The sequence below is a fragment of the Variovorax sp. VNK109 genome (genome assembly GCF_049445855.1).
Lineage (GTDB): Bacteria > Pseudomonadota > Gammaproteobacteria > Burkholderiales > Burkholderiaceae_C > JAGOCV01.
Genome location: NZ_JBMSDV010000002.1, coordinates 661720 through 686591 on the forward strand (window position 1 = coordinate 661720; position 24872 = coordinate 686591).

28 protein-coding genes are annotated in these 24872 nt (G+C 62.5%); 18 read left to right on the forward strand and 10 right to left on the reverse strand.

Annotated elements, in window-relative coordinates; translation table 11 throughout:
* Nucleotides 1–7 precede the first annotated feature (7 nt).
* Nucleotides 8–880: a DMT family transporter gene (locus ACO2Q9_RS10700; protein ID WP_423311055.1), complete on the forward strand. Its 873-nt coding sequence runs from the start codon at nucleotides 8–10 to the stop codon at nucleotides 878–880.
* Complete coding sequence (locus ACO2Q9_RS10705) at nucleotides 880–1977, forward strand: enoyl-CoA hydratase/isomerase family protein (protein WP_423311057.1); 1098 nt, start codon at nucleotides 880–882, stop codon at nucleotides 1975–1977. The genes ACO2Q9_RS10700 and ACO2Q9_RS10705 overlap by 1 nt, the downstream gene beginning before the upstream one ends.
* Nucleotides 1978–2014: 37 nt before the next feature.
* Here the strand turns inward: ACO2Q9_RS10705 and ACO2Q9_RS10710 are convergent, their stop codons facing one another.
* From ACO2Q9_RS10710 to smpB, 4 genes are all read right to left on the reverse strand, one after another.
* The gene (locus ACO2Q9_RS10710) at nucleotides 2015–2797 is read right to left on the reverse strand and encodes an anti-sigma factor (RefSeq protein ID WP_423311059.1); all 783 of its coding nucleotides are present in this window, start codon (nucleotides 2795–2797) and stop codon (nucleotides 2015–2017) included.
* 6 nt (nucleotides 2798–2803) lie between these two features.
* Nucleotides 2804–3343, reverse strand: coding sequence for a sigma-70 family RNA polymerase sigma factor (locus tag ACO2Q9_RS10715; protein ID WP_423311061.1), 540 nt, complete (start codon nucleotides 3341–3343; stop codon nucleotides 2804–2806).
* Between the two features lie 36 nt (nucleotides 3344–3379).
* On the reverse strand, nucleotides 3380–3763 hold the full coding sequence (locus tag ACO2Q9_RS10720; RefSeq protein ID WP_423311063.1) for a hypothetical protein: 384 nt from the start codon (nucleotides 3761–3763) through the stop codon (nucleotides 3380–3382).
* An 81-nt stretch (nucleotides 3764–3844) separates the two neighbouring features.
* Nucleotides 3845–4318 carry an SsrA-binding protein SmpB gene (smpB, locus tag ACO2Q9_RS10725; protein ID WP_423311065.1) on the reverse strand — a complete coding sequence of 158 codons (474 nt, stop codon included), beginning with the start codon at nucleotides 4316–4318 and terminating at the stop codon, nucleotides 3845–3847.
* A gap of 61 nt (nucleotides 4319–4379) precedes the next feature.
* Between smpB and ACO2Q9_RS10730 the strand changes: the two genes are divergently transcribed.
* Together ACO2Q9_RS10730 and ACO2Q9_RS10735 are read left to right on the forward strand one after the other, a co-directional pair.
* Nucleotides 4380–4823 (forward strand): type II toxin-antitoxin system RatA family toxin, encoded by a 444-nt coding sequence (locus ACO2Q9_RS10730; protein ID WP_423311067.1) that lies wholly within the window; start codon nucleotides 4380–4382, stop codon nucleotides 4821–4823.
* Nucleotides 4816–5163 (forward strand): RnfH family protein, encoded by a 348-nt coding sequence (locus tag ACO2Q9_RS10735; protein WP_423311069.1) that lies wholly within the window; start codon nucleotides 4816–4818, stop codon nucleotides 5161–5163. The genes ACO2Q9_RS10730 and ACO2Q9_RS10735 overlap by 8 nt, the downstream gene beginning before the upstream one ends.
* 6 nt (nucleotides 5164–5169) lie before the next feature.
* Here ACO2Q9_RS10735 and ACO2Q9_RS10740 read toward each other — a convergent pair whose 3' ends face one another.
* Entirely contained in the window at nucleotides 5170–5700 is a 531-nt protein-coding gene (locus ACO2Q9_RS10740; RefSeq protein ID WP_423311071.1) for a DUF4124 domain-containing protein, read from the reverse strand.
* Between the two features lie 140 nt (nucleotides 5701–5840).
* Here ACO2Q9_RS10740 and guaB point away from each other — a divergent pair, with 140 nt between their 5' ends.
* The 4 genes from guaB (at nucleotide 5841) to guaA (ending at nucleotide 9741) form a co-directional block, all read left to right on the forward strand.
* The gene (gene guaB, locus ACO2Q9_RS10745; RefSeq protein ID WP_423311073.1) at nucleotides 5841–7310 is read left to right on the forward strand and encodes an IMP dehydrogenase; all 1470 of its coding nucleotides are present in this window, start codon (nucleotides 5841–5843) and stop codon (nucleotides 7308–7310) included.
* A gap of 90 nt (nucleotides 7311–7400) precedes the next feature.
* On the forward strand, nucleotides 7401–7706 hold the full coding sequence (locus tag ACO2Q9_RS10750; RefSeq protein ID WP_423311075.1) for a type II toxin-antitoxin system Phd/YefM family antitoxin: 306 nt from the start codon (nucleotides 7401–7403) through the stop codon (nucleotides 7704–7706).
* Nucleotides 7693–8109: a type II toxin-antitoxin system VapC family toxin gene (locus ACO2Q9_RS10755; RefSeq protein ID WP_423311077.1), complete on the forward strand. Its 417-nt coding sequence runs from the start codon at nucleotides 7693–7695 to the stop codon at nucleotides 8107–8109. Before ACO2Q9_RS10750 ends, ACO2Q9_RS10755 begins: the two co-directional genes overlap by 14 nt.
* 12 nt (nucleotides 8110–8121) lie before the next feature.
* Nucleotides 8122–9741 (forward strand): glutamine-hydrolyzing GMP synthase, encoded by a 1620-nt coding sequence (gene guaA, locus ACO2Q9_RS10760; RefSeq protein WP_423311079.1) that lies wholly within the window; start codon nucleotides 8122–8124, stop codon nucleotides 9739–9741.
* Nucleotides 9742–9745: 4 nt separating this feature from the next.
* Here the strand turns inward: guaA and ACO2Q9_RS10765 are convergent, their stop codons facing one another.
* Nucleotides 9746–10687, reverse strand: coding sequence for a LysR family transcriptional regulator (locus tag ACO2Q9_RS10765; RefSeq protein ID WP_423311081.1), 942 nt, complete (start codon nucleotides 10685–10687; stop codon nucleotides 9746–9748).
* 97 nt (nucleotides 10688–10784) lie between these two features.
* On the opposite strand from ACO2Q9_RS10765, the gene ACO2Q9_RS10770 reads away from it, so the two are divergent.
* The 4 genes from ACO2Q9_RS10770 to ACO2Q9_RS10785 are packed head-to-tail and all read left to right on the forward strand — an operon-like array spanning nucleotide 10785 to nucleotide 15108.
* Nucleotides 10785–12014, forward strand: a complete 1230-nt coding sequence (locus tag ACO2Q9_RS10770; RefSeq protein WP_423311083.1) for an MFS transporter — start codon at nucleotides 10785–10787, stop codon at nucleotides 12012–12014.
* A 57-nt stretch (nucleotides 12015–12071) separates the two neighbouring features.
* A complete protein-coding gene (locus tag ACO2Q9_RS10775; RefSeq protein WP_423311085.1) occupies nucleotides 12072–12710 on the forward strand; it encodes an FMN-binding negative transcriptional regulator in 639 nt (212 codons plus the stop codon).
* On the forward strand, nucleotides 12707–14140 hold the full coding sequence (gene tadA / locus ACO2Q9_RS10780) for a tRNA adenosine(34) deaminase TadA (protein WP_423311087.1): 1434 nt from the start codon (nucleotides 12707–12709) through the stop codon (nucleotides 14138–14140). Before ACO2Q9_RS10775 ends, tadA begins: the two co-directional genes overlap by 4 nt.
* Nucleotides 14137–15108 carry an LD-carboxypeptidase gene (locus ACO2Q9_RS10785; RefSeq protein WP_423311089.1) on the forward strand — a complete coding sequence of 324 codons (972 nt, stop codon included), beginning with the start codon at nucleotides 14137–14139 and terminating at the stop codon, nucleotides 15106–15108. The genes tadA and ACO2Q9_RS10785 overlap by 4 nt, the downstream gene beginning before the upstream one ends.
* Nucleotides 15109–15148: 40 nt before the next feature.
* Here the strand turns inward: ACO2Q9_RS10785 and ACO2Q9_RS10790 are convergent, their stop codons facing one another.
* A complete protein-coding gene (locus ACO2Q9_RS10790; RefSeq protein ID WP_423311091.1) occupies nucleotides 15149–15517 on the reverse strand; it encodes a hypothetical protein in 369 nt (122 codons plus the stop codon).
* Between the two features lie 296 nt (nucleotides 15518–15813).
* On the opposite strand from ACO2Q9_RS10790, the gene ACO2Q9_RS10795 reads away from it, so the two are divergent.
* Complete coding sequence (locus ACO2Q9_RS10795; protein ID WP_423311093.1) at nucleotides 15814–16782, forward strand: adenylate/guanylate cyclase domain-containing protein; 969 nt, start codon at nucleotides 15814–15816, stop codon at nucleotides 16780–16782.
* Nucleotides 16783–16825: 43 nt separating this feature from the next.
* Here ACO2Q9_RS10795 and ACO2Q9_RS10800 read toward each other — a convergent pair whose 3' ends face one another.
* Together ACO2Q9_RS10800 and ACO2Q9_RS10805 are read right to left on the reverse strand one after the other, a co-directional pair.
* On the reverse strand, nucleotides 16826–17800 hold the full coding sequence (locus ACO2Q9_RS10800) for a DUF72 domain-containing protein (protein ID WP_423311095.1): 975 nt from the start codon (nucleotides 17798–17800) through the stop codon (nucleotides 16826–16828).
* Between the two features lie 4 nt (nucleotides 17801–17804).
* On the reverse strand, nucleotides 17805–18227 hold the full coding sequence (locus tag ACO2Q9_RS10805) for a hypothetical protein (protein ID WP_423311097.1): 423 nt from the start codon (nucleotides 18225–18227) through the stop codon (nucleotides 17805–17807).
* Between the two features lie 355 nt (nucleotides 18228–18582).
* Between ACO2Q9_RS10805 and ACO2Q9_RS10810 the strand changes: the two genes are divergently transcribed.
* The 4 genes from ACO2Q9_RS10810 to ACO2Q9_RS10825 all read left to right on the forward strand — a co-directional run bounded on the left by ACO2Q9_RS10810 (nucleotide 18583) and on the right by ACO2Q9_RS10825 (nucleotide 23935).
* On the forward strand, nucleotides 18583–19665 hold the full coding sequence (locus tag ACO2Q9_RS10810) for a site-specific integrase (RefSeq protein WP_423311099.1): 1083 nt from the start codon (nucleotides 18583–18585) through the stop codon (nucleotides 19663–19665).
* 125 nt (nucleotides 19666–19790) lie between these two features.
* Entirely contained in the window at nucleotides 19791–21170 is a 1380-nt protein-coding gene (locus ACO2Q9_RS10815) for a site-specific integrase (protein WP_423311101.1), read from the forward strand.
* Complete coding sequence (locus ACO2Q9_RS10820) at nucleotides 21157–23493, forward strand: hypothetical protein (protein ID WP_423311103.1); 2337 nt, start codon at nucleotides 21157–21159, stop codon at nucleotides 23491–23493. The genes ACO2Q9_RS10815 and ACO2Q9_RS10820 overlap by 14 nt, the downstream gene beginning before the upstream one ends.
* Nucleotides 23483–23935, forward strand: a complete 453-nt coding sequence (locus ACO2Q9_RS10825; RefSeq protein ID WP_423311105.1) for a hypothetical protein — start codon at nucleotides 23483–23485, stop codon at nucleotides 23933–23935. Before ACO2Q9_RS10820 ends, ACO2Q9_RS10825 begins: the two co-directional genes overlap by 11 nt.
* Before the next feature lie 39 nt (nucleotides 23936–23974).
* Here ACO2Q9_RS10825 and ACO2Q9_RS10830 read toward each other — a convergent pair whose 3' ends face one another.
* A complete protein-coding gene (locus ACO2Q9_RS10830; RefSeq protein WP_110958692.1) occupies nucleotides 23975–24400 on the reverse strand; it encodes a hypothetical protein in 426 nt (141 codons plus the stop codon).
* 77 nt (nucleotides 24401–24477) lie between these two features.
* On the opposite strand from ACO2Q9_RS10830, the gene ACO2Q9_RS10835 reads away from it, so the two are divergent.
* Nucleotides 24478–24780, forward strand: coding sequence for a helix-turn-helix domain-containing protein (locus ACO2Q9_RS10835; RefSeq protein WP_110958691.1), 303 nt, complete (start codon nucleotides 24478–24480; stop codon nucleotides 24778–24780).
* Nucleotides 24781–24872: the final 92 nt, after the last annotated feature.

The following is a 24872-nucleotide window of genomic DNA, read 5'->3' on the forward strand; positions in this document are numbered from 1 at the left end:
CGGGCGCATGAGACTCACGCACACCCGCGCGGTCTTCCTGATGATCGCGGTCACCCTGATGTGGTCGATCGCGGGTGTGATCACGCGCCACCTCGAACACGCGCGCAGCTTCGAGGTGACCTTCTGGCGCGCGTTCTTCACGGCACTGTCGCTGCTCGTGATCCTGCCGGTGGCGCAGGGGCGCGAGGTGTTTACCAAGATCCGCCGCGGGGGCCCGGCCCTCTGGATCTCCGGCGTTTGCTGGTGTGTGATGTTCACGGCCTTCATGGTGGCGCTCACGCTCACAAGTGTGGCCAACGTGTTGGTCACCATGTCGGTGGGCCCGCTGTTCACGGCCCTGGTGGCGCGCATCTTCATCGGGCATAAGCTCGCGCTGCGGACCTGGGTCGCAATCTTCGTGGCGGGCGCTGGCATCGCCTGGATGTACGGCGCGCAGGTCAGTGGCGGGCAGCTCGCAGGTACGCTGGTTGCCCTGTGCGTGCCGGTTGCAGCTGCAGTGAACTGGACCGTCGTGCAGCGCAGCCACGCGCAGGGACACGATGTCGACCTGGTGCCTGCCGTTCTGGTGGGGGCCGTATTGTGTGCGCTGGCCACGCTGCCGCTGGCCGTGCCTTTCAGCGCGACGCCGCATGACCTCGGGCTGCTGGCCATCCTCGGCCTGGTGCAGCTTGCGATTCCCTGCGTGCTCGCCGTGCGGTGCGCACGGATACTCAAGGCGCCGGAGGTGTCGCTGCTTGCCTTGCTCGAAGTGATCTTCGGCATCCTGTTCGCCTGGCTCGGTGCGGGCGAAGCCCCGGGAAGCGAGGTTCTCATTGGCGGCACGCTGGTCATCGGCGCGCTTGTTGCGAACGAGTTGCTGGGCTTGAAGGAGAGAAGCTGATGACATACGTCGTTCCGGAAGTCGTCTGCGAGGTCCAGGGCCGTGTCGGCCTGATCACGCTCAACCGTCCGAAGGCGCTCAATGCGCTGTCGCTGGACATGGTGCGCGCGCTGACGGCCGCCCTGCTGCAGTGGCAGGACGACCCGCAGGTGCTGGCCGTCGCCGTGCGCGGGCAGGGCAGGGAAGGACCGTTCGGCGCGTTCTGTGCAGGCGGTGACATCCGATTCTTCCATCAGGCAGCGCTCGCGGGCGATCCGCGCCTCGAAGACTTCTTCACCGAGGAATACACGCTCAACCACCTGATCCACAACTATGCGAAGCCCTATATCGCATTCATGGACGGCATCGTCATGGGGGGTGGCATGGGCATCAGCCAGGGCGCAGCGCTGCGCATCGTGACCTCTCGCACGAAGATGGCGATGCCCGAGACCAACATCGGCTTGTTTCCGGACGTCGGCGGTGGCTACTTCCTGGGCCGGTGCCCGGGTCGCGCGGGCGAGTACCTCGCACTGACGGGCGAAGTGATCGGCGCTGACGACGCGCTGGCTTTCGGGCTGGCCGATGTGGCCATGAACGCGGAACAGTTGCCGCAAGTCTGGGCGCAGCTCGGCTCGACAGGTTTTGCCTCGAACGAAGAAGTCCTGACCTGGCTGCGTCAGCAGGCCTTGCCGGAGCAGCCGAAGACAGTTGCAGCGGCTTCTTCGATCGACCGCTACTTCGCCCTCGACTCCGTGCAGGCGATCGTCGATGCGCTCGACGCCGCGCAGGGCGACGAATGGGCTGCCCACACGGCCGCCACGCTGCGCAAACGGTCGCCGCTCATGCTGCATGTCGTGCTGGAGCAGGTGCGGCGCGCGCGGGGCATGTCGCTCGCGGATGATCTGCGCATGGAGCGCGATCTGGTGCGCAACTGCTTCCACTTGCGCCCGGGCGCGGCGAGCGAAACCGTCGAAGGTATCCGCGCGCTCGCGGTGGACAAGGACCATGCGCCCCGATGGAATCCTCCACGCATCGAAGACGTGACACCGCAGCAGGCAATGGAATTTTTCAGGAGTCCCTGGCCCGCCCATGCGCACCCACTGCGCGGCCTGCGCTGACTTTCGCCGGAACAGCGCAGATCAGCGCGGCTTCGGTTCAACGCGGGTTCAGTTGCCCGTATATGTTGTGCGCCAACTCCAGCATGTCGGCGCGTGGCAATGGTCCTGACAGGGCGTAGCCCATGCCGCGGTCGATCCAGTAGAAGCTGGAGACGTTGCCTTCCTGCGCGAACCGGAAGGTGGTCTCGGCCAGGTTTCCGACGGCACCGATGTAGAGCGTCAATCGTTCACCGCGCGCGTCCTGGAACATGAACTGCGCGCGCGCGCCGTCGGAGCCAGGCAGGAGGCGGCCGCCCACGAGATCGAACCCCTGCGAATGAAGCGCCGGCACCTTCAGCGGCTTCCCCAGGCGCCTGGATAGCCATTGCACGAGATGCTCCTGCTGCGCGGCCGGCACTTCCACCGGATGCCGCACTTCCGGCGCATACACCGCGTGCGCCACCGCGGCTTGCCGTGCGAACTGCATGACGGGCGCGGCTTCGCTACCGCGCCATACGCCATGCCCCAGCCAGCCGGCAGTGAACGCGACCAATACCGATGCCGCCATCGCCATGTGTTGCCAGCGACGGCGCCACTGCCTCTGCGCGCCGTTGAACTGGTGCGCAGCCTGGTCGAGGAACGGCGGAACATCTTCATTCAGCAGCTCGCCATGAAGTCCGAGGAGTGCGACGCGCTGGGTCGTCCACGCGTCCACGGTGGCACGCAACTCCGGGCTCTGTTCGAGCACCCGCTCAACAGCCTGGCGCTGCGCAGCATCCAGCCGGCCGTCGACGTAGGCATGAAGCTGTTCTTCAGGAATGCGGGGGTCGTGGGCTTTCATCGTCGTCTACTTCATGCGCCGCAGTGGCCCTGCGGTGGCAGATGCCGAGGGAGATGCTGCGGGAACGGTCTGGACGGGGGCGCCTTCCATGAGTTCACGCAGCCGGCTTCGCGCGCGCGACAGGCGCGACATGACAGTACCCACCGGCACGCCGAGTACTTCCGCCACCTCTTCATAGCCCATGTCTTCCAGCGTCACCAGCAGCAGGACCGCACGTTGCCCGTCGGGCAATTGCATGAGGCAGCGCTCCAGATCGATGACCGCATCCACTGAACGCTGAGGCGCCGCGGGCTCGATCTCCAGGTCATCGAGTGATACCGCCGCCAGGTGTGGACGCGCGCTGCGCCTTCCGTTGAGATACAGGTTATGCATCACGGTGAACAGCCATGCGCGCAGATCGGTCCCCGCGTTCCACAAGCGCCACTTGGTGAAGGCGCGCTCCAGTGTGTCTTGCACGAGATCGTCGGCAGCCCACGCATCGCCGGTGAGCGCACGCGCGTAGCGGCGCAGGCCCGGCAGATGGCTGGCGATGTCGGAGGCTTTCACGCCGGCATTGTGCGCGCCGCGGTGACTGGTGCCGGATCAGGGGCGGGCGACTTTCCAGACGCCGTTCACGCCATCACCGGTCTTGTCGCCTGCCTTCGTGTCCCTCAGCCAGAAGTACAGCGGCTTGCCCTTGTAAGCCCACTGCTTCGTTCCGTCGTCGCGCGTGATGATGGTGTAGTCGCCGCTGTTGGCATCGGTCGAGGTGGCGACCAGCGGGGGCCAGTTGTTGGCACACGGCCCATTGCAGACGGACTTGCCACTGCCCGCCGCATCGCGGTCGAAGGTGTAGAGCGTCATGCCATTGGCACCCGTGAGCATGCCATCGGTGGTCTTGACGGCAGACGGCGCAGACATGGACGCGCAACCTGCCGTGAGCACGACAATGGCCATCGCGGCAAAAGAGGAAAAGACATTTTTCATGGAATCTCCGGTGTTCGGGTTGGACTACACCGCAATGAACACCTGCCGGAGCCGGTTTATTCCATGCCGAAACAAAATCTTTCAGCGGTTTCGGCTTTTCATGGCGCGTTCCACCTCGCGCTTGCCTTCGCGGTCCTTGATGGTGTCGCGCTTGTCGTGCTCGGCCTTGCCTTTGGCAAGGGCAATGTCGCACTTCACCCGACCGGACTTCCAGTGCAGGTTGAGCGGCACCAGGGTGTAGCCCTTCTGCTCGACCTTGCCGATCAGCCGGCGGATCTCGTCCTTGTGCAGCAGCAGCTTGCGTGTGCGCATGGCTTCGGGCCGGACATGGGACGACGCCGTGTGCAGCGCATTGATCTGGCAGCCGATGACGAAGAGTTCGCCGTTGCGGATGACCACATAGCCATCGGTCAGCTGGACCTTGCCTTCGCGCAGGGCTTTCACTTCCCAGCCTTCCAGCACCATGCCTGCCTCGAACCGCTCTTCAAAGAAATAGTTGAAAGCGGCTTTCTTGTTGTCGGCAATGCGGCTGGATGTGTCGGGTTTGGTGGCCATGAGGTCAGATGGGGTTACCCGGCCTTCATACAATCGGGCGGGCCGTGAATTTTACGCATTGATGAAAACCGTTCAGAAGTCAGTCCTCATCTGGTACAGCGCACAGGAGATGTTCGCGCTCGTTGCCGCGGTGGACCAGTACCCTGAGTTCCTCCCGTGGTGCGACCGCGCCGCCATTCTCGAACAGGACGAGCAGGGCATGACGGCCGAAGTCGGCATTTCGATCAGCGGCATCCGCCAGAGCTTCACCACCCGCAACACGCACACGCCGGGCGAGCGCATCGACATGAAGTTGGTGAAGGGGCCGTTCTCGCAATTGAACGGGCAATGGCGCTTCGTGCCCGTTGCCGGCGATCCGGGCCAGCGCGCCTGCAAGGTGGAGTTCCAGCTCGACTATGGCTTCGACAACCGCGCGCTCGCTGCGCTGGTGGGACCCGTGTTCGACAAGATCGCCGGCACGCTGGTGGACGCTTTTGTCAAGCGCGCCGAACAGGTATATGGCTGAGGACGTGAAAGTCCGCGTGACGGTCATGTATTCGCCGTCCGCGCGCGAGGTGTTCGAGGAGGCGATCGAGGTAGGGCCGGAAACGACGGTCCTGGAGGCGCTGATGGCCAGCAGCCTTGTGGATCGCTTTCCCGAACTCGAACTGCCCGGCTGTGGGATCGGCATATGGGGACGGCTGGTCGGCCCGGCACAGCCTGTGGCCGACGGAGACCGGCTCGAAATCTACAGGGGTCTGAAGGTCGACCCGAAGGTCGCAAGGCGCGAGCGATTCAGCAAGCAGGGTGCGAGGGGAACCGGTCTGTTTGCCAAGCGGCGCCCAGGCGCGAAACCAGGCTACTGAGCACGTTCAGCCCTTGCAGTTCTCCGCAATGGCGGACTGCACTCGGCGAGATTCGGCAGCACGCGCGGCATCGTCCATGACTTCGCGTTCGCCCTTGGCATTGACCTGTGCGAGACGCATGCCACTGTCCAGCGATGCCTGCGCCGCGCGTGCACGGCGACAGTTTTCCGCCAGCGCGGCCTTCTGTTTGGCTTCGGCTTCCTTTTGCTTGGCCAGCTCGGCGTCCTTCTCCTGCTTGGCTTTTTCCAGCAATTCCTTGTCCTGACCGGACACTTTGGGAGCGCCGGTCCCGGTGCCGGCGGCTACCGGTGCTGCAGGGGTGGGGGCAGCTGCCGCTGGCGTGGCGGGCACGGCAGCGGGCAATGTCGATGCCTTGCCCGCCGGCCGGCGCAGGATGTTCTTCTCCGGGATGTCCGGCGGCGGCGACTGGTCACTGAAGACCTTGCGGCCGTCCTTGTCGACCCATTGCCATTGGGCGGCGGCAGCCAGGGGCAGCGCGCAGACGGCGCCGGCGAGGAGAAGGGTGGCCAGTTTCATGCGCGAAGTGTAGCGCCGAGGTGTCCGCGCTTCCAGATGGTCGACGGGTGCATGTGAGCTTGTGCGCAAGGATCGGGCCGGCCGGTGGCGGCAACGCGACAGACGGCACGCGGGTACAATCCGGTTTTTGGAGCTTTGACATGCGCCTTCTCGGAAAAGCGCTCACCTTCGACGACGTGTTGCTGGTGCCGGCGTACTCCCAGGTCCTCCCCAAGGACACCTCCCTCTCCACCCGCTTCTCCCGAAACATCACCCTGAACCTGCCACTGGTGTCCGCTGCCATGGACACGGTGACGGAAGCCCGTCTGGCGATCGCCATCGCACAGGAAGGCGGCATGGGCATCGTCCACAAGAACCTCACCGCTGCCGAGCAGGCGGCCCAGGTTGCCAAGGTCAAGCGCTATGAATCCGGCGTGCTGCGCGACCCGGTGGTCATCACGCCGCAGCACACGGTGCTGCAGGTGCTGCAGCTGTCTGAAGAACTCGGCATCTCCGGCTTCCCTGTGCTGGACGGCGGCAAGGTCGTCGGCATCGTCACTGGCCGCGACCTGCGGTTCGAGACGCGCTACGATGTGCCGGTCCATCAGATCATGACGCCGCGCGAGAAGCTCATCACGGTGCAGGAAGGGGCCACGGCCGCCGAAGCCAAGGCGCTGCTGAACAAGCACAAGCTCGAGCGCCTGCTTGTCATCAACGACGCGTTCGAGCTCAAAGGCCTGATCACGGTGAAGGACATCACCAAGCAGACGAGTTTTCCCAATGCCGCGCGTGACCCGTCGGGTCGCCTGCGTGTCGGCGCTGCGGTCGGCGTGGGCGAGGGCACGGAAGAACGCGTCGAGGCGCTGGTCAAGGCTGGCGTCGATGCGATCGTGGTGGACACGGCGCACGGCCACAGCCGCGGCGTGATCGAGCGCGTGCGCTGGGTCAAGCAGAACTATCCGCAGATCGACGTGGTCGGCGGCAACATCGCCACCGGCGCGGCTGCGCTGGCGCTGGTCGAGGCCGGCGCTGACGCGGTGAAGGTCGGCATCGGTCCCGGCTCCATCTGCACCACGCGCATCGTCGCGGGTGTGGGTGTGCCGCAGATCATGGCGGTGGACAGCGTGGCCACCGCGCTGAAGGGCACGGGCGTGCCACTCATCTCCGACGGCGGCATCCGCTACTCGGGCGATATCGCCAAGGCCATCGCCGCAGGCGCGGGCACGGTGATGATGGGCAGCATGTTCGCGGGTACCGAAGAGGCGCCGGGTGAGGTCATCCTGTACCAAGGCCGCAGTTACAAGAGCTACCGCGGCATGGGCAGCATCGGCGCGATGCAGCAGGGCAGTGCCGACCGCTACTTCCAGGAGTCGACCTCCGGCAACCCCAACACTGACAAGCTCGTGCCCGAAGGCATTGAAGGCCGCGTGCCCTACAAGGGCTCGGTCGTCGCGATCATCTTCCAGATGGCCGGTGGCGTGCGGGCCAGCATGGGCTACTGCGGTTGCGCGACCATCGCCGACATGCAGGACAAGGCCGAGTTCGTCGAGATCACTTCCGCAGGCATCCGTGAGAGCCATGTCCACGACGTGCAGATCACGAAGGAAGCGCCCAACTACCGGGCGGAGTGACACAGCCACCTTAAAAAGGCCAGAAATTTCTGGCCTTTTTATTTGCCTGGATTAGAATATGGCCTGATTCTCAAATTAAAGGCCAGAATCATGCATTCGATCCCGATCCATCAGGCAAAGAACCAGTTGTCCGAACTGATCCGGCTCGTCGAACAGGGGGAAGAGGTCGTTCTGACGCGCCACAGCAAGCGCGTGATCCGGCTGATCAAGGAACCCGAGACCGTGCAGCCGAGCATCGAAGCCCGCCGTCAGGCGATCGAGGCCGAAATCCGTGGCTTGCGCGCCAAAGTGGCGGCAACCGGTGCCGACCGACCTGATTTCAACGAACTGTGGACCGACATCAAGCGCGAGCGCGATGGCCGCCCTGACAGCTGGGTCGGCGATGCTGGTCGTTGATGCGTCCGCTTTTGCCAGTTGGGCTTTCCCCGACGAGGGGAGCGACCGCGTGACGCAGGCGTTGATCCGCATCATGACCGAGGAGGAGAGCGCCACCAGCGCAGCGATCTTCCCGCTCGAAGCGCTGCACGCAGCCGGGCGCGCATTGATGCGTGGACGTTTCACGCCTGCCGTACACCAGCATGTCCTGCGGCTGCTCAGCCGCTTTCCGGTCGCGCTGGCACCCATGCGGCTTTCGCCGCTCGAATTCTGGACATGGGCGGAGTCGCTGCAACTGTCTGCGTACGACGCCTCCTATCTCAAGCTCGCGGTCGACCTGAAGGCACCGCTCGTCACCATGGACCGCGCGCTTCATCGCGCCTGCCTGCAACTGGACCACCCCGTCATCACCGACCTCGCCTGACTCAACCACACCATGCAACACGACAAGATCCTCATCCTCGATTTCGGCTCCCAAGTCACGCAGCTCATCGCGCGCCGTGTGCGCGAAGCGCATGTGCTGTCCGAAGTGCACCCGTGCGACGTCACCGACGAATGGGTGCGCGAGTATGCGAAAGACGGCTCGCTCAAGGGTGTGATCCTCTCCGGCAGCCACGCCAGCGTGTACGAAGACACGACCGACAAGGCTCCGCAGGCGGTGTTCGACCTTGGCGTTCCGGTGCTGGGCATCTGCTACGGCATGCAGACCATGGCGCACCAGCTCGGCGGCAAGGTCGAAGGCGGCCACAAGCGTGAATTCGGTTTCGCATCGGTACGCGCACGCGGGCACACGAAGCTCTTCGACGGCATCCAGGACTTCGCGACGCCCGAAGGCCACGGCATGCTCGACGTGTGGATGAGCCACGGCGACAAGGTCACCGAGTTGCCGCCCGGCTTCAAGCTCATGGCCAGCACCGACAGTTGCCCCATCGCCGGCATGGCCGATGAAGACCGCCGGTTCTACGCGGTGCAGTTCCACCCCGAAGTCACGCACACGAAGCAGGGCGCGGCCATCCTCGAGCGCTTCGTGCTCGGCATCTGCGGCGCGAAGACCGACTGGATCATGGGCGACTACATCAGCGAAGCGGTCGAGAAGATCCGCGCGCAGGTAGGTGATGAGGAAGTCATCCTCGGCCTCTCGGGCGGCGTCGATTCTTCGGTGGCTGCTGCATTGATCCACCGCGCCATCGGCGACCAGCTCACCTGCGTGTTCGTCGACCACGGCCTGCTGCGCCTGAACGAAGGCGACATGGTGATGGACATGTTCGAAGGCAAGCTGCACGCGAAGGTGATTCGCGTCGACGCGAGCGAATTGTTCCTCGGCAAGCTGGCAGGCGTATCGGAGCCCGAAGCGAAGCGCAAGATCATCGGCGGTTTGTTCGTCGATGTGTTCAAGTCGGAAGCCGCGAAGCTGAAGGCCGGTGGGGCCGGGCACAAGGGGGCGACCTTCCTCGCCCAAGGCACCATCTACCCCGACGTCATCGAGTCCGGCGGCGCGAAGAGCAAGAAAGCCGTCACCATCAAGAGCCACCACAACGTGGGCGGCCTGCCCGAGCAGCTGGGCCTCAAGCTGCTGGAGCCGCTTCGCGACCTGTTCAAGGACGAAGTGCGCGAGCTCGGCGTCGCGCTCGGCCTGCCGCCCGGGATGGTCTACCGCCACCCGTTCCCCGGCCCGGGTCTGGGCGTGCGCATCCTCGGCGAAGTGAAGAAGGAATACGCCGACCTGCTGCGCCGCGCCGACGCGATCTTCATCGAGGAACTGCGCAACTTCACCGACGCAGACACCGGCAAGACCTGGTACGACCTCACCAGCCAGGCCTTCACCGTCTTCCTGCCAGTGAAGAGTGTGGGCGTGATGGGCGACGGCCGCACCTACGACTACGTCGTTGCGCTGCGCGCCGTGCAGACCAGCGACTTCATGACGGCCGACTGGGCCGAACTGCCGTACGCGCTGCTCAAGAAAGTGTCCAGCCGCATCATCAACGAAGTGCGTGGCATCAACCGCGTGACCTACGACGTGAGCAGCAAGCCGCCGGCGACGATCGAGTGGGAGTGATCGACTAACGCCCCGCCACCCGCTCCATCCCCGCCAGTTGCGGCATCCGCTCGCGCATCAGTTGCGTGAACGCCTTGAGCCGCGCAGGGTAGAAGCGGGCATGGGGATAGATCAGGTAAACCGGCAGCGGCGAAGCGCGCCACTGCGGCGCCAGTTGCACGAGTCGCCCTTCGGCCAGGTCGCGCGCCACCACCCATGACGACACGATGCCCACGCCCACGCCCGCCAGTACGGCGTTGCGCACGACGTGCAGGCTGTCGGTGGACAGGCGGGGGCGGATGGTGAAGCGGTGTTCGCGTCCGTCGTCCGAGTGGCTGAGCGCGATCTCGTTTCGGTAGAAGAGGGTGAGCGCGACCCAGGGCAGGCTGTCGAGCGCACCAACGTCTCCGGGCGGCGGCCCCCCGGCCCACAAGCCAGGCGCCGCGACGACGATGCGCGGCACTTCGGCAATGCGCACGGCAACAAGATTCGGGTCTTCCACCTTGCCGACGCGCAGCGCACAGTCGACGCCGTCGGCAATGAAGTCGGGCACGCGGTCGTGCAGCGACCATTCGACCGACACCTCGGGAAACTCGCGCAGGAACTCGGCCAGCGGGCCGATGAGCTGGTCCTGCCCGAATGCATGCGGCGCGACGACACGCAGCGTGCCGCGCGGCTCGTCCTTCACGCCGCGCAGATCGGCTTCGATGGACTGCCAGCTCTCGAGCAGGTCTTTCGCGTGCGCGTAGCAGCGCTCGCCGTCTTCGGTGAGCTTCATCGCGTGTGTGGAGCGTTGCAGCAGGCGCAGACCGAGCGAGCGCTCGAGTTGCTGCAACCGGCGGCTGACCGTGGGTTGCGTCGTTCCCATACGGGAAGCCGCAGCGGACAAGCTCCCTGCATCCACGATGCGGACGAAGGTCTGGAGCAGTTCGAGCCGGTCGGCACCGGCATTCATGGTGTTGGTCATGCGTAGTGCGAATATCCAATCTGCATTTCAGCCTTCTACAACAAATTCGCATACATAACCAGAATAACGTCATTCATCCAGACAACAAGGTGCTCCAATGTCTTCCGCTTCCCGAACCCATCTGCCCACGGCCCATGCCGCGACCGGCATGCCCGCTTCGCTCGTTTTCCTGCTGGCGAGCGGCGCAGGCCTTGCGGTTGCGTCGATCTATTACGCGCAACCCGTTCTCGGTGTGCTCGGTCCGGACCTGCACGCCGACCCGCGTGCGACCGGTCTTGTACCGACGCTCACGCAACTCGGTTATGCGCTGGGCATTTTGTTCCTGGCGCCCATGGGGGACCGGTACGACCGCCGCAGCATCATCCTCATCAAGGCAGTGGTGCTGGCAGTCGCGCTGCTGTTGAGCGGCTTTGCGCCAGGCATCGGCGTGCTGCTCGCCACCAGCCTCGTCATCGGCCTCGCGGCCACCATGGCACAGGACATCGTGCCGGCTGCCGCCACGCTTGCGCCCGAGGCGCATCGCGGCAAGGTGGTGGGCACCGTGATGACGGGATTGCTGCTGGGCATCCTCCTTTCGCGCGTGGTGAGCGGCTTCATGGCCGAACACTGGGGCTGGCGCACGGTGTACTACATGGCTGCGGCTTCGATCGCGCTGATCGGTTTCGCCGCATGGCGCGGACTGCCGCGCTTCAAGCCGACGACGCACATGCGTTATGGCGCGCTCATGGGTTCGATGCTCGATCTCTGGAAGCGCCACGCCGGATTGCGCCGCGCCGCCTGGGCGCAAGGGCTGCTGTCGCTGGGGTTCAGCGCGTTCTGGTCCACGCTGGCGGTGATGCTGCACGACAGCTTCCATCTGGGTAGCGCGGCGGCGGGTGCGTTCGGTCTTGCAGGCGTTGCAGGCGCGTTGGCGGCGCCGCTGGCCGGCCGGCTGGCCGATCGTCGTGGGCCCGAACTGGTCACCCGCCTCGGCGCGGGCTTGTCGATGGCGTCTTTCGCGCTCATGGGCCTGGGCCTCCTGCTGCCCGGCGAGGCGCAACTGGGGCTGATCGTGGCCGCAGCCATCGGTTTCGACTTCGGCATCCAGGCCACGCTGATCGCGCACCAGACGCTGGTGTTCGGCCTCGAGCCGCCGGCCCGTAGCCGCCTCAATGCGCTTCTGTTCACGGGCGTGTTCATCGGCATGGCGTCGGGTGCGGCTCTGGGCAGCCTGGCGCTGGCCGCGTGGGGCTGGCTCGGCGTGGTGACCGTGGCGACGCTGGCCGCCGGCGCGGCATTAATGGTGCGTTTGCACAAGCCGGGCATCGCTGGCACCCGCAAGGCCTGAGCCCGCCGGGTGCCCCTTGCGTCACAATCCGGCGCAGACCCCACGAAGCGCCAAGCCATGTACCTGCCGCCCCAGTTCAATTCGAAGAATGCCGAGGACGCGTGCCTGCTAATGCGCGCGCATCCTTTCGCAAGCCTCATCTCCAACGACGACGAAGGCATGCCCTTCGTCACACACCTGCCGCTGCATCTGGAAGAGCGGGGCGCATCGGGTGAGCAGGAGCTGGTACTGCTCGGTCACTGCGCGAAGCCCAATCCGCACTGGCGTTACCTGCAGGCGCGGCCGCAGGCGGTGGTGACGTTCCTTGGCCCGCACGCCTATCTGTCGCCCAAGGTCTATCCGGACCTCGCTCGCGTGCCGACCTGGAATTACGTCGCCGTGCATTGCAAGGTGCAGGCCACGCTGATCGAGGATGCGCCGGGCAAGGACGCCTTGCTCAAGAAACTCATCGGTGACCATGAGCCGCCGTACGCGCAGCAGTGGCGCGATCTGGGTGAAGACTTCGCCACCAGGCTGCTCGCCGGCATCGTGGCGTTCGAGCTGTCGGTGACGCAGCTCGAATGCAAGATCAAGATCAACCAGCACCGGCCCGAGTCGCACGTTGCCATGCGCAAGATCTATGCGGAGGGCAGCCCCGACGAGCAGGCATTGGGCGAATGGATGGACCGGCTGGGCTATCCGAAGCAACCCGCATGACGACGGCAGGCCAGCCGCTGGACCACCCGGCAGCCATCGACGCGGCGGATGATGCCGCATTCATGCGGCTCGCACTCGAAGAAGCACGGGCCGCGGCGCTGGCGGGCGAAGTGCCCGTGGGTGCGGTCATCGTGCGTGACGGGAAGGTCATCGCCACCGGTCGCAATGCGCCGATCACCGGACATGACCCGACCGCGCATGCGGAGATCGCCGCGTTGCGCAGCGCGGCGCAGCAGTTGGGCAACTACCGGCTCGATGGCTGCACGCTTTACGTGACGCTCGAACCGTGCGCGATGTGCGCCGGCGCGATGCTGCACGCCCGGCTCGCGCGCGTGGCGTACGGTGCTGCGGATTCCAAAACCGGCGCGGCCGGCTCGGTGCTCGACCTGTTCGCCCAGCGCCAGATCAATCACCAGACGCAAGTCCAGGGTGGTGTGCTGGCGGGCGAATGTGCGGATGTCCTCCAGGCTTTCTTCAAGAGCCGGCGCAGCGAGGCGCGTACGGCGAACCAGCCGCTTCGTGAAGATGCACTGCGCACACCGGACAAGCGCTTCGACAATCTGCCGGGCTATCCCTGGTCACCCAACTACGTGAGCGACCTGCCCAGCCTCGCCGGTTTGCGCATGCATTACCTCGACGAGGGACCGCGAGAAGCACCGGTCACCTGGTTGTGCCTGCATGGCAACCCGGCCTGGAGCTACCTCTACCGCAAGATGATCCCGGTATTCACGGCGGCGGGTCATCGTGTCGTCGCACCCGATCTCATCGGCTTCGGTCGCAGCGACAAACCGAAGAAAGACACCGCGCATGCATTCGCGTGGCATCGCCAGGTGCTGCTGGAACTCATCGAGGCGCTCGACCTGGGCCGCGTGAATCTTGTCGTGCAGGACTGGGGTGGCCTGCTCGGCCTGACCCTGCCGATGGCCGCACCCGGCCGTTACCAGGGCCTGCTGGTCATGAACACGATGCTTGCGACCGGCGACGAACCGCTGTCGCCGGGCTTCGTGGCATGGCGCGAAATGTGCGCGGCCAAACCCGAATTCGACATCGCGCGCCTGTTTGCGCGCGGCAACCCGCAGATGACAGATGCCGAGTGCGCTGCCTACATGGCGCCGTTTCCCGATCGCGGCTATCGCGCGGCGACGCGGGCGTTTCCGCCGATGGTGCCCGAAGCTGCGAGCGACGACGGCGCGGCCATTTCACGGGAGGCGCGCCAGTTCTGGCAGACCGCGTGGCGTGGACGCAGTTTGATGGCCATCGGCGCACAGGACCCGGTGCTGGGCACTTCCGTGATGGAGGCGCTACGCGCACAGATCGCGGGCTGCCCCGCGCCGCTGGTGCTGCCCGACGCCGGGCATTTTGTGCAGGAACACGGCGAGGCGATCGCGCACGAGGCGCTGGTGCGCCTCGGCGATACTCCTGCCCCATGAGCCACATCTACGTTTTCTCTCCCTCCAGTGCCGTGCGTGACAAGGCGGCTTTCCGCCGTGGCGTGGCGCGGCTGAAGGCGCTGGGTCATGAGGTCGAGATCGACGAAGCCGCGCTCGCCAGCCACATGCGCTTCGCGGGAGACGACGAAACCCGCATCGCGGCCATCCACCGCGCTGCCGCCAGCGGTGCGGACGTGGCGCTGATTTCGCGCGGCGGCTACGGGCTCACACGCATCCTGCCCGGCATCCGCTACAAAGCCGTCGCGAAAGCCATCGGGAAGGGCACGCAGTTCGTGGGTTTGAGCGATTTCACCGCCTTCCAGAATGCAGTGCTGTCGAAGACCGGGGCCGTCACCTGGTCCGGCCCGGCGCTCGGCGAGGACTTCGGCGCGGAAGGCGAAGCCGACGACATCATGCTGGCCTGCTTCGACGACCTGCTGCTCGGCCAGGGCGAAGGAACCGGCTGGCGAGTTCCCCAGCGTGATGTGGACGCCACACCCGCGCGCCGGCTGCAGGGCATCGAGCATGCGACGCTCTGGGGCGGCAACCTCGCGGTTCTGGTGTCGTTGCTTGGCACGCCGTATCTCGCCCCGCCCGACGGGGGCGTGCTGTTCGTGGAGGATGTGAACGAACATCCGTTCCGCATCGAGCGCATGCTGACCCAACTGCTTCATGCCGGAGTGCTGGCGAAACAGAAGGCCATCGTGTTCGGGCAGTTCACCAACTACCGGACGGTGCCGCACGACAAGGGATTCAAGCTGCAGACCGTGGTGGACTGGCTGCGCACGCAGGTGAAAACGCCCGTGCTGACCGGCCTGCCGTTCGGCCATGTACCGACCAAGGTGCTGCTGCCGGTCGGCGCCCGTGTGGATCTGGCCCTGTCAGGCCGCGACGCGTTCCTGGTGTGGGGACACGCCCATGGTCACGACCACGACCACGATCCCCACGCGCACAGCCACGGGCACTGACGGCTGCGCCGCGAGGGACCGACAGCAGATCGTTCGGCGATCAGTTGGAGAGCGAGTTGCCGCCGAGCGAGCGCGTCTGGCGAGGCGTGTAGAGATTCGAGGGAATCTGCCCTTCGAACAGGGCATTGAGCGCGTGGATCTTCTGGCGCGCGAGGCTTTCGCCGTAGAGAACGGCCAGCGCCGACATCAGCCCGTCGCGCACGAACCAGAGTTCCTGCACGTTCTCGGCCATGCGCAACCGACGTACCAGTTGGGCAGTGCTGCGGTCTTCAACGCGATCGCCGAGCAGGTGGAGCATGGCCTGCCGAACCTCTTCCGTGCAATCCGTCGGCTGCGAACGCACCGTGGGACTGGTCTGGGAAAAAAAGCTGTGAATGCTGCTTGCGAAGCCGTGCTTGATCCAGCGCATGTTCGTGGGGGCCTTCAAACATTGGCCCCAAGTACAACAGGGCTCCCACATTAAGCGCCGGACATGTCGCAGGCAAGTATTTGAATGCGCCCGAGTGTTGAAAAAACAACATTCAAATCAAAGGCTTGCCACAAAAACATGAAGTTTTTCATGCATTGCAATCGGTGAACGGCAAGAAAGATCGAAGGGGCGGGCGCCTGGCAAGGTCTCGAATGCGAGCCCATATCTGTGTGATGGCCGGATGCTGCTGCATGCTCTAAACTCTGTCGCAACTAAATGTTGCGGATAGTTCGGGCATGGGGGCCAACACCACCGTCGTATTTGCGGATCTCACAGGGAGCACGGGCGTTTTCGAGAGCCTTGGCAACGCCAAGGCGACCGAAGCCGTCACGCGGCTGACTCAGTGGATCGGCAAGGTCTGCGAAGCGCACGGCGGCCGCGTCGTGAAGACGCTTGGCGACGGCGTGCTCATCGTGTTTCCTGAAGCCATCGAAGCCGTCGAAGCCGTGGTGGAGCTGCAGAACAGCCTGCCCAAGCGCACGCAGGCCTGGCCCGATTCCCAACGCATGAAACTCAAGGTCGGGGTGGCCTCCGGCGACATCGTCGAGGTGGACGGTGATTGCTACGGCGACGCGGTGAACGTCGCGTCGCGCCTGAGCGACATGTGCGACGCCGACGAGATCTGGACCACCGATGCCGTGATCGACCAGGTCTCGCACATGGCGACGCGCTACCGCAGCCTGGGCCTGCTCAACATCCGCGGCAAGGCCGAACCGATGTCGGTCTACAGCATCGACTGGGAAGAGGAAACGTCGGAATTCCTCACGGTGCAGGCTTCGCTCAACATGCTCAAGCCGCCGGTCGACAGCTCGGCGACGACCATCGAGCTTTCCTGGCTGGTCAACAAGGCGAGCTATCCCTCCGAGCGCATGCCGATCCAGCTGGGTCGTGTCATCGAGACCGATTTCGTGGTGAACGACCCGCGCGTGTCGCGCACGCATGCGCGCATCGAGTGGCGGCACGGCAGTTTCGTGCTGGTCGATGTCAGCAGCTACGGGACGTGGATCCGGTTCGCCGGTGACACCGGCAACACCGAGATGGTGTTGCGCCGCGAGGAATGCGTGTTGCACGGTTCCGGCGAAATCGGCCTTGGCGCACCGTTCAGCGACTTCAGCGCGCCGATCGTGGCTTTCAATCTCGTGCTGGGGCCGAAAAAACCCGGCTCACTGCCCAAGCCAGACGCGAAGTCTGTGTCGGCACCCTGATCGCGCCACCCTGACTGCCCCGGCCCCGTGTTGGCCGGACAGCTCAGGCCTTCATCTTTGCCAGTACAGCCGCTGCGACGGCTTGCACCGACAGCGGAGCCGAGCCCTCTGCCTTGTTGTTGATGGTGACGTAGGCCGCCTGGCCCGCACCGACGGTGCCGGCAATCACGCGCGCCAGCGTGTCGCGCGTTTCGGGGTCCGGGTCCACGATCCTGTCGAAGGGTTCGTAGAGCGACCTGGCTTCTTCGTAACCGTAGGCACCGTGTTTGCGGTGCAGGTTCCAGCGGCAGACGAGCGGGCCTGGCCATAGCGCGCGCAGCACGGGTAGCTGCTCTTCGATGGGCGGCATCTTGGCGTGCAGGCCGAGGCAGTACGTCGCGCCATGGCGCTTGAGCACATCGACCAGCGCAGGCGTCAACAGGCCCGCATTGCGGACCTCCACCGCGACCACCGCACCTTCGACACGTTCGGCGACGCGGGGCAGGGCGGCGAGCATGCGGTCCAGCATCTCCAGCACCTGCTCAGGCCGTTGGGCCACCGTGGCGGGCAGGGGGCTCAGCTGGAACACGAGGGCTCCGGTGCGGTCCGCCAGACCTTGCAGGGCGGGTTCGACGAATTCGTTGAGCGCAAGGAGCGGGTCGAGAAACGCCGGGTTGGGCTGGATGCCGCGACCGCCCTCGCCGCGTACCGTCGCATCGGCCACCAGGGCAGGGGCCTTGACGACGAAGCGGAATCCATCCGGCACTTGCGCAGCGACGCTCGCGTACTGGCTGGCCGACATGGGCCGGTAGAACGCCCGGTCGAGACTCACGGTCCGCATCAGCGGATGGGCGGCGTAGGCCGGCAGGCCTTTCTTCGAAAGCACAGCGTCGCTGTGATCGCCCTGCCAGACCAGGCCCTTCCAGCCCGGGAAATACCACGATGAGGTGCCGAGCCGCAGCTGTGGCGGAAGCCGGCGACCCAGCTCCAGGACCGATTCTTCCTGGGATGCAGGTTGCACACTTGCGGATCGGGCCATGCCGTCAGAGTTCGCTGGCGTCCCTGGTGACCCGCTGACGCCAGACCATGCGCACCGTGGCCTGGTCCGGTGCGCCCGAACGGCTGACGATGACGTCCATGTCGCCGGCGACCCATGAAGCGCTTTCCTGGACGAAGCCTGGCGTGGACTGCCGCGCGGCCAGCTCGGCGCCGTACTGCTGCCGCAAACCTGTGACCAGGCCTGAAAAGCTGGAGCCGCTGTCCCTGCCATCGTGCGGCACGACCAGCCATTCGATCTGCCTGAGGCCCTCGGCATCCAGATAGAACGTCTGGTCCACCAGCCAGCTGTCGATGGCGACATGGGATTGGCGCCACAGACCCATCGCACCGTTGGGCGCGCGCGCAGGACGGCGGACGCGCTCGAGCCCCGGGACTGCGGATCTCAATTCGGCTTCGGTCATGCCCATGGCCAGACCCCCTGGAATGGCTTGCGCGGATGCGATGCGAGGAGCGGACAACAAGGAAGCCAGCAGGAGCGCGACAACGGCAGAACCGACAGGAGCCACGGCAGACAACACCCATGAACAGGCCAAATTCTTCCTGTCTTTTTGATTTGACATAATATACATCGTATCAAAAAAGACTACTATTGGAGCGTGTTGTTCTATCGAGCCCCGAAACGCAACATCGTTCGCGTACTATGTAGTAAACGTGTTGCTTTAGATGCTAATAAAACAGACTCCTCTTGGACCAGCGCTGGTTGACGATGCTTCAATGCCCAGGTTCTGGGCAAGCGTGTGGTCAATGTTTAGGGAAGCAGACTTGGCTCCTTCAACATTGGGTCAGAAGCTGGCGCATATCAATGCGTTGTACGTGCACGTCGAAGAGCATGGTCAGAATCTTGACGATGCACTGAGCGCCATGGACTTGGTCACGCTCGGCAGCTTGCTGGAGTCCTTCTTTGTCAAGCTTCGAAACGTTCCGCACCCTAACGGCTCGACTCTGAACCGTTGGAACACTGCCTTTCACTTCGTGAGAGACACCTTGATGCGGCTCGAAAAAAACCCCGCCAAGGCCAAACCGCTCGAGGCCGTCATGGGCCGCGTCAATCATTTAGACAACCTCTATTTGGGTTTGCGCCCCTACCGACCAAAGAAAACCTTCAGGCCTAAAGCGCTACCGCGAAGCGTGGTATCTGAGCTTTTGGACGCTCTTCAACCTGGGTCCCCGACTAATCCTTATCGGTCGGAAGCGACCCAGTGGCGGATGCTTGCGGTCGTGTCGCTCATGCTTTTTCAAGGACTGCGACGAGGTGAGGCGCTGTTACTGCCTGCTGATTTCTTGAAAGTAGAGAGGCATCCGCGCACGCGAGACTTGAGCTTCAGGCTTTCGGTCAGAAATGTTGAAACTGAAGAGGACCCACGTGCAAACGCCCCCGGCATCAAGACACAGGCTTCCATTCGCACGATTCCGGTCGCACGCCAGACCGCAGAAGTGTTCCAGACGTATTCTGAAAACTACAGGGGTCGGGTCGACCACGGATTCTTTCTGAGCAGTGTCCGGGGTTTACCGCTTTCGCTCGCCGGCGTGAACAAGGGATTTGACCCGCTTACTGAGGCGCTGTCAGCCCGAGCACGCGCTGAGCTCTTGGACTTCACCGGGTCTGACAGACTGCGACCTCACTCTTTACGACACACCTGCGCGGTGGTTCGCATGCGCCAAATGCAAGCGGCTGACGTTCCCACCGACAAAGCGATGATGAATCTTCGGAGCTTTTTTGGCTGGTCCAAGGGATCAACCATGCCCCTCCACTACGCCAAAGCAGCACTGGATGAACAGTTGAACGAGAGTTGGAACGACAAACTCGACGACCGACTTGCCCTACTCCGGAGCTTGCCCCAATGAGTAATTTGCCACACACGCTCTCTCAGTGGAGCTCGGATGAGTACTTCTCTGCAGAAGTGGCTCGGCTTCCATTGCCCCCACGTGTGATCGTTTATGAGGATGATTACTCCGAAAAAATGTGTTCTGTGAACACCGACGAGGCCCATTCACGCGTGGAGCTGGCCGATGCGGGGGGGCACGTTAGGCTGAATTTCACGGCCTTCGGAGAGCGCGTACGGCCGCTGATTCGCCTTTTCCTGCTGACCTCGCTTGTGGACTATGCGCCCGCTACGGTTGCCGCTTACTACAAGGGCTTACGTGTTATTCCTGAGAGCTCCCTTGTAGTCGCAGCGGTCTCAGAACCCGTCGCGTTGCGCGCAAAGTGGCCGGCATTGACTACAGATTTGCCTTACGAATCAATAAAAGTTTTCAAACGATTCATCTCTTTTTTTTGCTTGGTAGGTTTCGGGTCTTGGGCTCACCGGTATCAAGCACTTGTGACAACGCTGCCGTCTCCTCATAAAGACGTCTACGCTGCGGTGCGGTCCGGAGATTGCTTCCTAGAAATAGAGGAGGAGGTAGCGCTGGTTCGCTGGATCGACCAGGCAGCGGCCTCAGTCACGACCCTGGTTGGGTCAGACCTTCGGATTGCGGCCCTAGTAGTCTGCTCGTATCAGTTCGGTATGCGTCCAAAGCAGCTGGGAACTTTGCGCAAGCGTGACTGCGAAATTCGGGTCAGCAAGGAAAGCGGCTTGCCTTCGGTTTACCTCACTTTTCGAACGCTTAAACAACAGGACGTCCAGGCTTCGCGTCTTCCACTGCTGCGTAAGGTCAAACGGGAGTGGGCGCCTTTGTTAGTTGCAACCTACGGGCTTCTGTCCGATGCACCCAGTTCGGCCTACTTCTTCGGGTTTCAGAATCGAATGGCACTCAGTGCCTCGCTCATCTCAAGGCTAGACGTCATATTGCCCGGCAGGGGAAGAGTTGCATACGATCTACGTCACTCGATGGTCCAGCGCATGGTGGACGCGGGTGCCAGCCAAGAAGAAGTTGCGGCAGCGCTTGGACATACCAGGCTCACGACCGGTCTTGTGTACTTCCGAGCCTCAGCAAACCAAGCTGAATTGGTCAACAAGGCGCTGGGTCTATCCGAAACTTTCCAAACCCTAGCCAAAATTGCTGACCATCGATTCATTTCTGATGAAGAGCTTGCGCACCTCAAGGGGGAGCAGCAAATTGCAGGCGTGCCTCATGGCATTCCAATAGCAGGTATCGGTGGTTGCAAGACCGGCCAGCCCTCATGTCCTTACAACCCTGTAACTGCCTGCTATGGCTGCACGAAGTTTATGCCGGTGCGAGACCTTGCACTTCACGAACAAGTCCTAAAGGACTTCCGGAGTGTTGTGAACAAATTCCGAACCGCAGGTGAAGGCGATGAGAAATCCCCAGCGTACCTGCAGCTTCGTCAAGCTATCGAGGAAGTAAAAGGCGTTATCCATCAATTGGAGGGCAATGATGGGAAGTAAGGCTTATTCACTTGAGCATCGTGCGCTTCCCGACTTAGAACGAAACAACAACTTTGACTCCTTCGTTGGGGCGATGAAAGAGCTGGCAGCACAGAACGGAATTACGTGGGTAATACCTTTAGATGACAGAGGTATTGCCCTGCCTGGCACGGCTTGGGATCTACGTGAAATTACCAAGGACGGGCGCCCGAGGACTGCCGCTCTACGTACCTTCAGCCTGTACCCCGCTGGACTTTCCGACATTGCTGCCCGCATTCCTGATACGCCGCGGCGTCCGGACGGTCCTATTTCTTCCGAGTGGCAGGACTTCCTGAAAGCTGTGGTGCTTGAATACCTGCTTGTCCGAAAAAAGAGTATTCCGTTCGTCACGGCTGCTTCCTTGGCGATTCGTTTTTTAGCTGCTATTGCTGACAAAGAGCCTTGGCAAGTGACCGTTGAAGATTTGCAGCTGACTTGCGAGTTGGCAGACGCGCGCCAGCCGGCCAAAGGGACGTCCATCGTTCTTCAAGCAATTATGAGCACGGTGGTGGACCGACTGCACTTAGCCGATGCCTGCCCTTTGATGGGCTTAGTCAAGCGCACAAGACAACAGAAAGAGAAGCACTCGAAGTTCTATCTGACGCACGACAGATTGGCCAGGACTCTTTCAGAGCGCAAAGCTGAGCAAAAGCTGCCAGAGCAGAGGGCGTTTTGGGAGTTGGTTCGCATAGTGTTCACGGAGAAGCCAAAGACCTTGAACGACGCGATCCGCTTTGCCATGGTCAAAGTGCTGTTGTTCACCGGCATGCGTGTCGGTGAGGTCGCGCTACTGCCCCTTGATTGGAGGCGCGCAAGGACTTACCTGGACACGCAGGGACGCCCCGCGGGCGAAAGTGGGGGTATCAGCGAGGCCTTGATGGTCCGGCACTTCGCAGAAAAGCAAGGTACTCAGTCGCTCTACGAAACCACGCAATTTGTCCCTGATCTATTTCGCGATGATTTTGAACGCACTCTCGCACAAGTCGCGACTTGGACAAGCCCCTTGCGAGCCACGCTGAAAGCACAGTATGAGACAGGGCGCCTTTTTCCTATGTACCGACCTGATCAACTGGTTAACGCAGTCGAAATGTACGTCCGACTTACCGGAAACCCTATGTGGGCCGGTAAGCCTTCGTACGCTGTCCGGGAGTGCGTTGAGCGTTATCGACAGTCGTGGGACTTGTCGGATCTACAAGAGCTTGCGTCTTCGATACGGAAGGAGACCGTACTGTCGGCTGCTGTGAGCCGGTACTTTTCGCAGGAGAACAGAGCCTCAGGTCTTGTTCTGAGAGATGGCATCGGCTATCCCGCTACGGGGCGTGGAGTGCAGAATAAGTTTCTACGGATATCTGATGTCGAGTCGTTCATCTACAACTCAGTGCCTACCAAAGTCTCAGATCTCTCCCCTTTTACGTTGGACAACGGCACGAAGCTCGCTCCATGGGAAATGCTATTCCTTTTGCCAAAGCGCGCAGTGGGTGCAGGGCGCGGCGATACCATCCTTCATCCAGCGATGACTTTCTCTGTCGGGGTGGCTGATGAAGCGCTTCTCCAGGCTGCCCTGGGCGATGAAAGCCGCACCGACCGCTTTTCGCTCTTCCAGGTCTACGGTCGAAGCGAGGAAGATCGCCAACTCAAGCTCAAGACGCATTCATTTCGACACCTACAGAACTCAGAACTCTTCAGGCTCGGCATCGCCGACACCATCATCACCAAGAGGTTCAACCGCCGCAGCGTTGCCCAAAGCTACGAATACGATCACCGCAGCCTAGCCGAGGAAATGGATCAGCTTGAACTGCCTGGCGCCTGGGAGGAATTTTTGGGAGACTCCAAAGCTGCGACAGTCGCCAAGATGATCCAGGCAGGTCGTGCCCAAGGGCCTATCGTCCGAGAGTTCAAACGCATACTGCAGGAGGAAGGCGATGAGCCCGCCCTCCTCTTTCTTGCGGCGGAAGCCGATGGCTTCCATTCGACACCGTATGGGCACTGCCTGAACTCGTTTACGGTTGACCCTTGCCCCAAACATCTTGAGTGTTTCTCCGGCTGCCTTCACCTTTCGGCGACCGACCTTCCTGCAAACCGACGAAACCTTCTTGCCTTACACGGCAAACTCAAGATTGCAATGGAGGCCGCACAGGCCCGTCCCGCCAGTACCGTAGGACGTGACAATCAGATTGCTCATGCAAAGGTTCGGTTAGAGGGAGTGGAGAGGCTTCTCTCCACTACACCAGGCAGTCAGGTTTTTCCCGACGGTGTTGACCTGTCAAAGTCCCCATCAGGAAGGAGCGTTCTTAGTGGCACGTAGGACTCTCGACCCGTCTCACACCGAGCTGATCAGTGTTTTGGAGGGCTTGCTATCCCGCAATGAAGATGTGACGGCCAGAGCCGTCACCCGTCTTCACACCTCAATCCGAGATGCCTCTGGCATCACCCGCCATCCGGAACGAAGACAGTTGCTGGAGCAGTACCAAGGCCGGCAAAAACAGCTGCGCAAGGTACTTGGTCAGGTACAAAAATCTGGGACCGCAGTCGCAGCTGACAAGCTCGGGCAAGCGCTGGAGCGCGTACGCGAACTCGAGTCGAATGAAGCTGCTCGTATAGCCAGCCACCTTGCCATGATTCACGCTGTGGCAGAGATCGGTGGGACAGCCAAGCTTCAGCGCTTCTATAAGCAATATGCGGATATTCGAGACCGGCTTGCCCGTGAAGGCTCGCTCTCGCCAACCTTCGTGGGCAACGATCAGTAGGACAGGATCCCGCCCTCTTCTACAGTTGCCGTCAGGGCGTCAACCCACGCGGGGTAGATCACTAAGGTCGGCTTCATGCGTATCCCCGTGGCGCCATGTGACCAATTCTCGATTGGTGAAGATAGTTTCAAGTGTCGCTGCTTCGTAGCGTATGTCAGTACATCTGTGCATCAGCTCTAGAGCAAGCTCTAACTCATAGTCGGCAAGTATTTTTGCTTGGACGTCTTCGCTGGATTGAAGGAACTGGTCCATATACCCCTTTGCCTCGAGGATGCTAAGAACAGCAGCGAGCGCGAGATCACCCTCAGAATCGGCTGCATTACCCTCCAACATCGATCCCGTCGATTGAGCCAACTCACTGAGCCAACGGGTACTCAGTGCATGAGGGAGGCATGCTTCCGCGCCATTGTCGGTCACCTCGGCCTTGAACATTTCGAGCCGGCTTATGCCGGTGGGTGCGCGCATTTTTATTGTCCCGAAGTCTCAAAATGAACCCTATAGATTGTAGTCCTATAGGTTTCATGGCGAATTAATCGGAGTGGATGAAACACATCCATCCCAACAGGAATAACTTCGCGGCGGGACTGCGGAACGCTCGAAACTCACGCGGCCTTTCTCAAGAAGACTTTGGCCTTGTATCGAGCCGTACCTATGTAAGCAGTTTGGAACGTGGCCTCAAGAGCCCGACCTTGAACAAAGTGGACGATCTCGCCGGCGTGCTCGAATTGCATCCGCTGACCCTCCTTATCCTGAGCTACGCCAACGGTGGCAGCTCCGACTTGTCCCCAAGGTTCATGGAAGCGATCATGGCTGAAGTCAATTCGGTGTTGAATTTCAATAAGTGAGGGTCGCTCGTCCCTACGCTGCCGTTGGAAGAAATTCGATGTGGCCCGCTCGGCATCCCCCTGCGAGGAGAACCTCGCTCAATGAAATAAAC

Bases quoted from the DNA above. Each gene is read 5' to 3' on its own strand.
- ACO2Q9_RS10790 (WP_423311091.1), bottom strand. From the start codon at position 15,517: ATGCGCTGGATCAAGCACGGCTTCGCAAGCAGCATTCACAGCTTTTTT.
- ACO2Q9_RS10705 (WP_423311057.1), top strand. From the start codon at position 880: ATGACATACGTCGTTCCGGAAGTCGTCTGCGAGGTCCAGGGCCGTGTC.
- ACO2Q9_RS10770 (WP_423311083.1), top strand. From the start codon at position 10,785: ATGTCTTCCGCTTCCCGAACCCATCTGCCCACGGCCCATGCCGCGACC.
- ACO2Q9_RS10835 (WP_110958691.1), top strand. From the start codon at position 24,478: ATGAAACACATCCATCCCAACAGGAATAACTTCGCGGCGGGACTGCGG.
- ACO2Q9_RS10820 (WP_423311103.1), top strand. From the start codon at position 21,157: ATGATGGGAAGTAAGGCTTATTCACTTGAGCATCGTGCGCTTCCCGAC.
- ACO2Q9_RS10830 (WP_110958692.1), bottom strand. From the start codon at position 24,400: ATGCGCGCACCCACCGGCATAAGCCGGCTCGAAATGTTCAAGGCCGAG.
- ACO2Q9_RS10740 (WP_423311071.1), bottom strand. From the start codon at position 5,700: ATGAAACTGGCCACCCTTCTCCTCGCCGGCGCCGTCTGCGCGCTGCCC.
- ACO2Q9_RS10805 (WP_423311097.1), bottom strand. From the start codon at position 18,227: ATGGGCATGACCGAAGCCGAATTGAGATCCGCAGTCCCGGGGCTCGAG.
- ACO2Q9_RS10735 (WP_423311069.1), top strand. From the start codon at position 4,816: ATGGCTGAGGACGTGAAAGTCCGCGTGACGGTCATGTATTCGCCGTCC.
- ACO2Q9_RS10775 (WP_423311085.1), top strand. From the start codon at position 12,072: ATGTACCTGCCGCCCCAGTTCAATTCGAAGAATGCCGAGGACGCGTGC.
- ACO2Q9_RS10755 (WP_423311077.1), top strand. From the start codon at position 7,693: ATGCTGGTCGTTGATGCGTCCGCTTTTGCCAGTTGGGCTTTCCCCGAC.
- tadA (WP_423311087.1), top strand. From the start codon at position 12,707: ATGACGACGGCAGGCCAGCCGCTGGACCACCCGGCAGCCATCGACGCG.
- guaA (WP_423311079.1), top strand. From the start codon at position 8,122: ATGCAACACGACAAGATCCTCATCCTCGATTTCGGCTCCCAAGTCACG.
- ACO2Q9_RS10800 (WP_423311095.1), bottom strand. From the start codon at position 17,800: ATGGCCCGATCCGCAAGTGTGCAACCTGCATCCCAGGAAGAATCGGTC.
- ACO2Q9_RS10750 (WP_423311075.1), top strand. From the start codon at position 7,401: ATGCATTCGATCCCGATCCATCAGGCAAAGAACCAGTTGTCCGAACTG.
- ACO2Q9_RS10710 (WP_423311059.1), bottom strand. From the start codon at position 2,797: ATGAAAGCCCACGACCCCCGCATTCCTGAAGAACAGCTTCATGCCTAC.
- ACO2Q9_RS10700 (WP_423311055.1), top strand. From the start codon at position 8: ATGAGACTCACGCACACCCGCGCGGTCTTCCTGATGATCGCGGTCACC.
- guaB (WP_423311073.1), top strand. From the start codon at position 5,841: ATGCGCCTTCTCGGAAAAGCGCTCACCTTCGACGACGTGTTGCTGGTG.
- ACO2Q9_RS10795 (WP_423311093.1), top strand. From the start codon at position 15,814: ATGGGGGCCAACACCACCGTCGTATTTGCGGATCTCACAGGGAGCACG.
- ACO2Q9_RS10720 (WP_423311063.1), bottom strand. From the start codon at position 3,763: ATGAAAAATGTCTTTTCCTCTTTTGCCGCGATGGCCATTGTCGTGCTC.
- ACO2Q9_RS10730 (WP_423311067.1), top strand. From the start codon at position 4,380: ATGAAAACCGTTCAGAAGTCAGTCCTCATCTGGTACAGCGCACAGGAG.
- ACO2Q9_RS10785 (WP_423311089.1), top strand. From the start codon at position 14,137: ATGAGCCACATCTACGTTTTCTCTCCCTCCAGTGCCGTGCGTGACAAG.
- ACO2Q9_RS10765 (WP_423311081.1), bottom strand. From the start codon at position 10,687: ATGACCAACACCATGAATGCCGGTGCCGACCGGCTCGAACTGCTCCAG.
- smpB (WP_423311065.1), bottom strand. From the start codon at position 4,318: ATGGCCACCAAACCCGACACATCCAGCCGCATTGCCGACAACAAGAAA.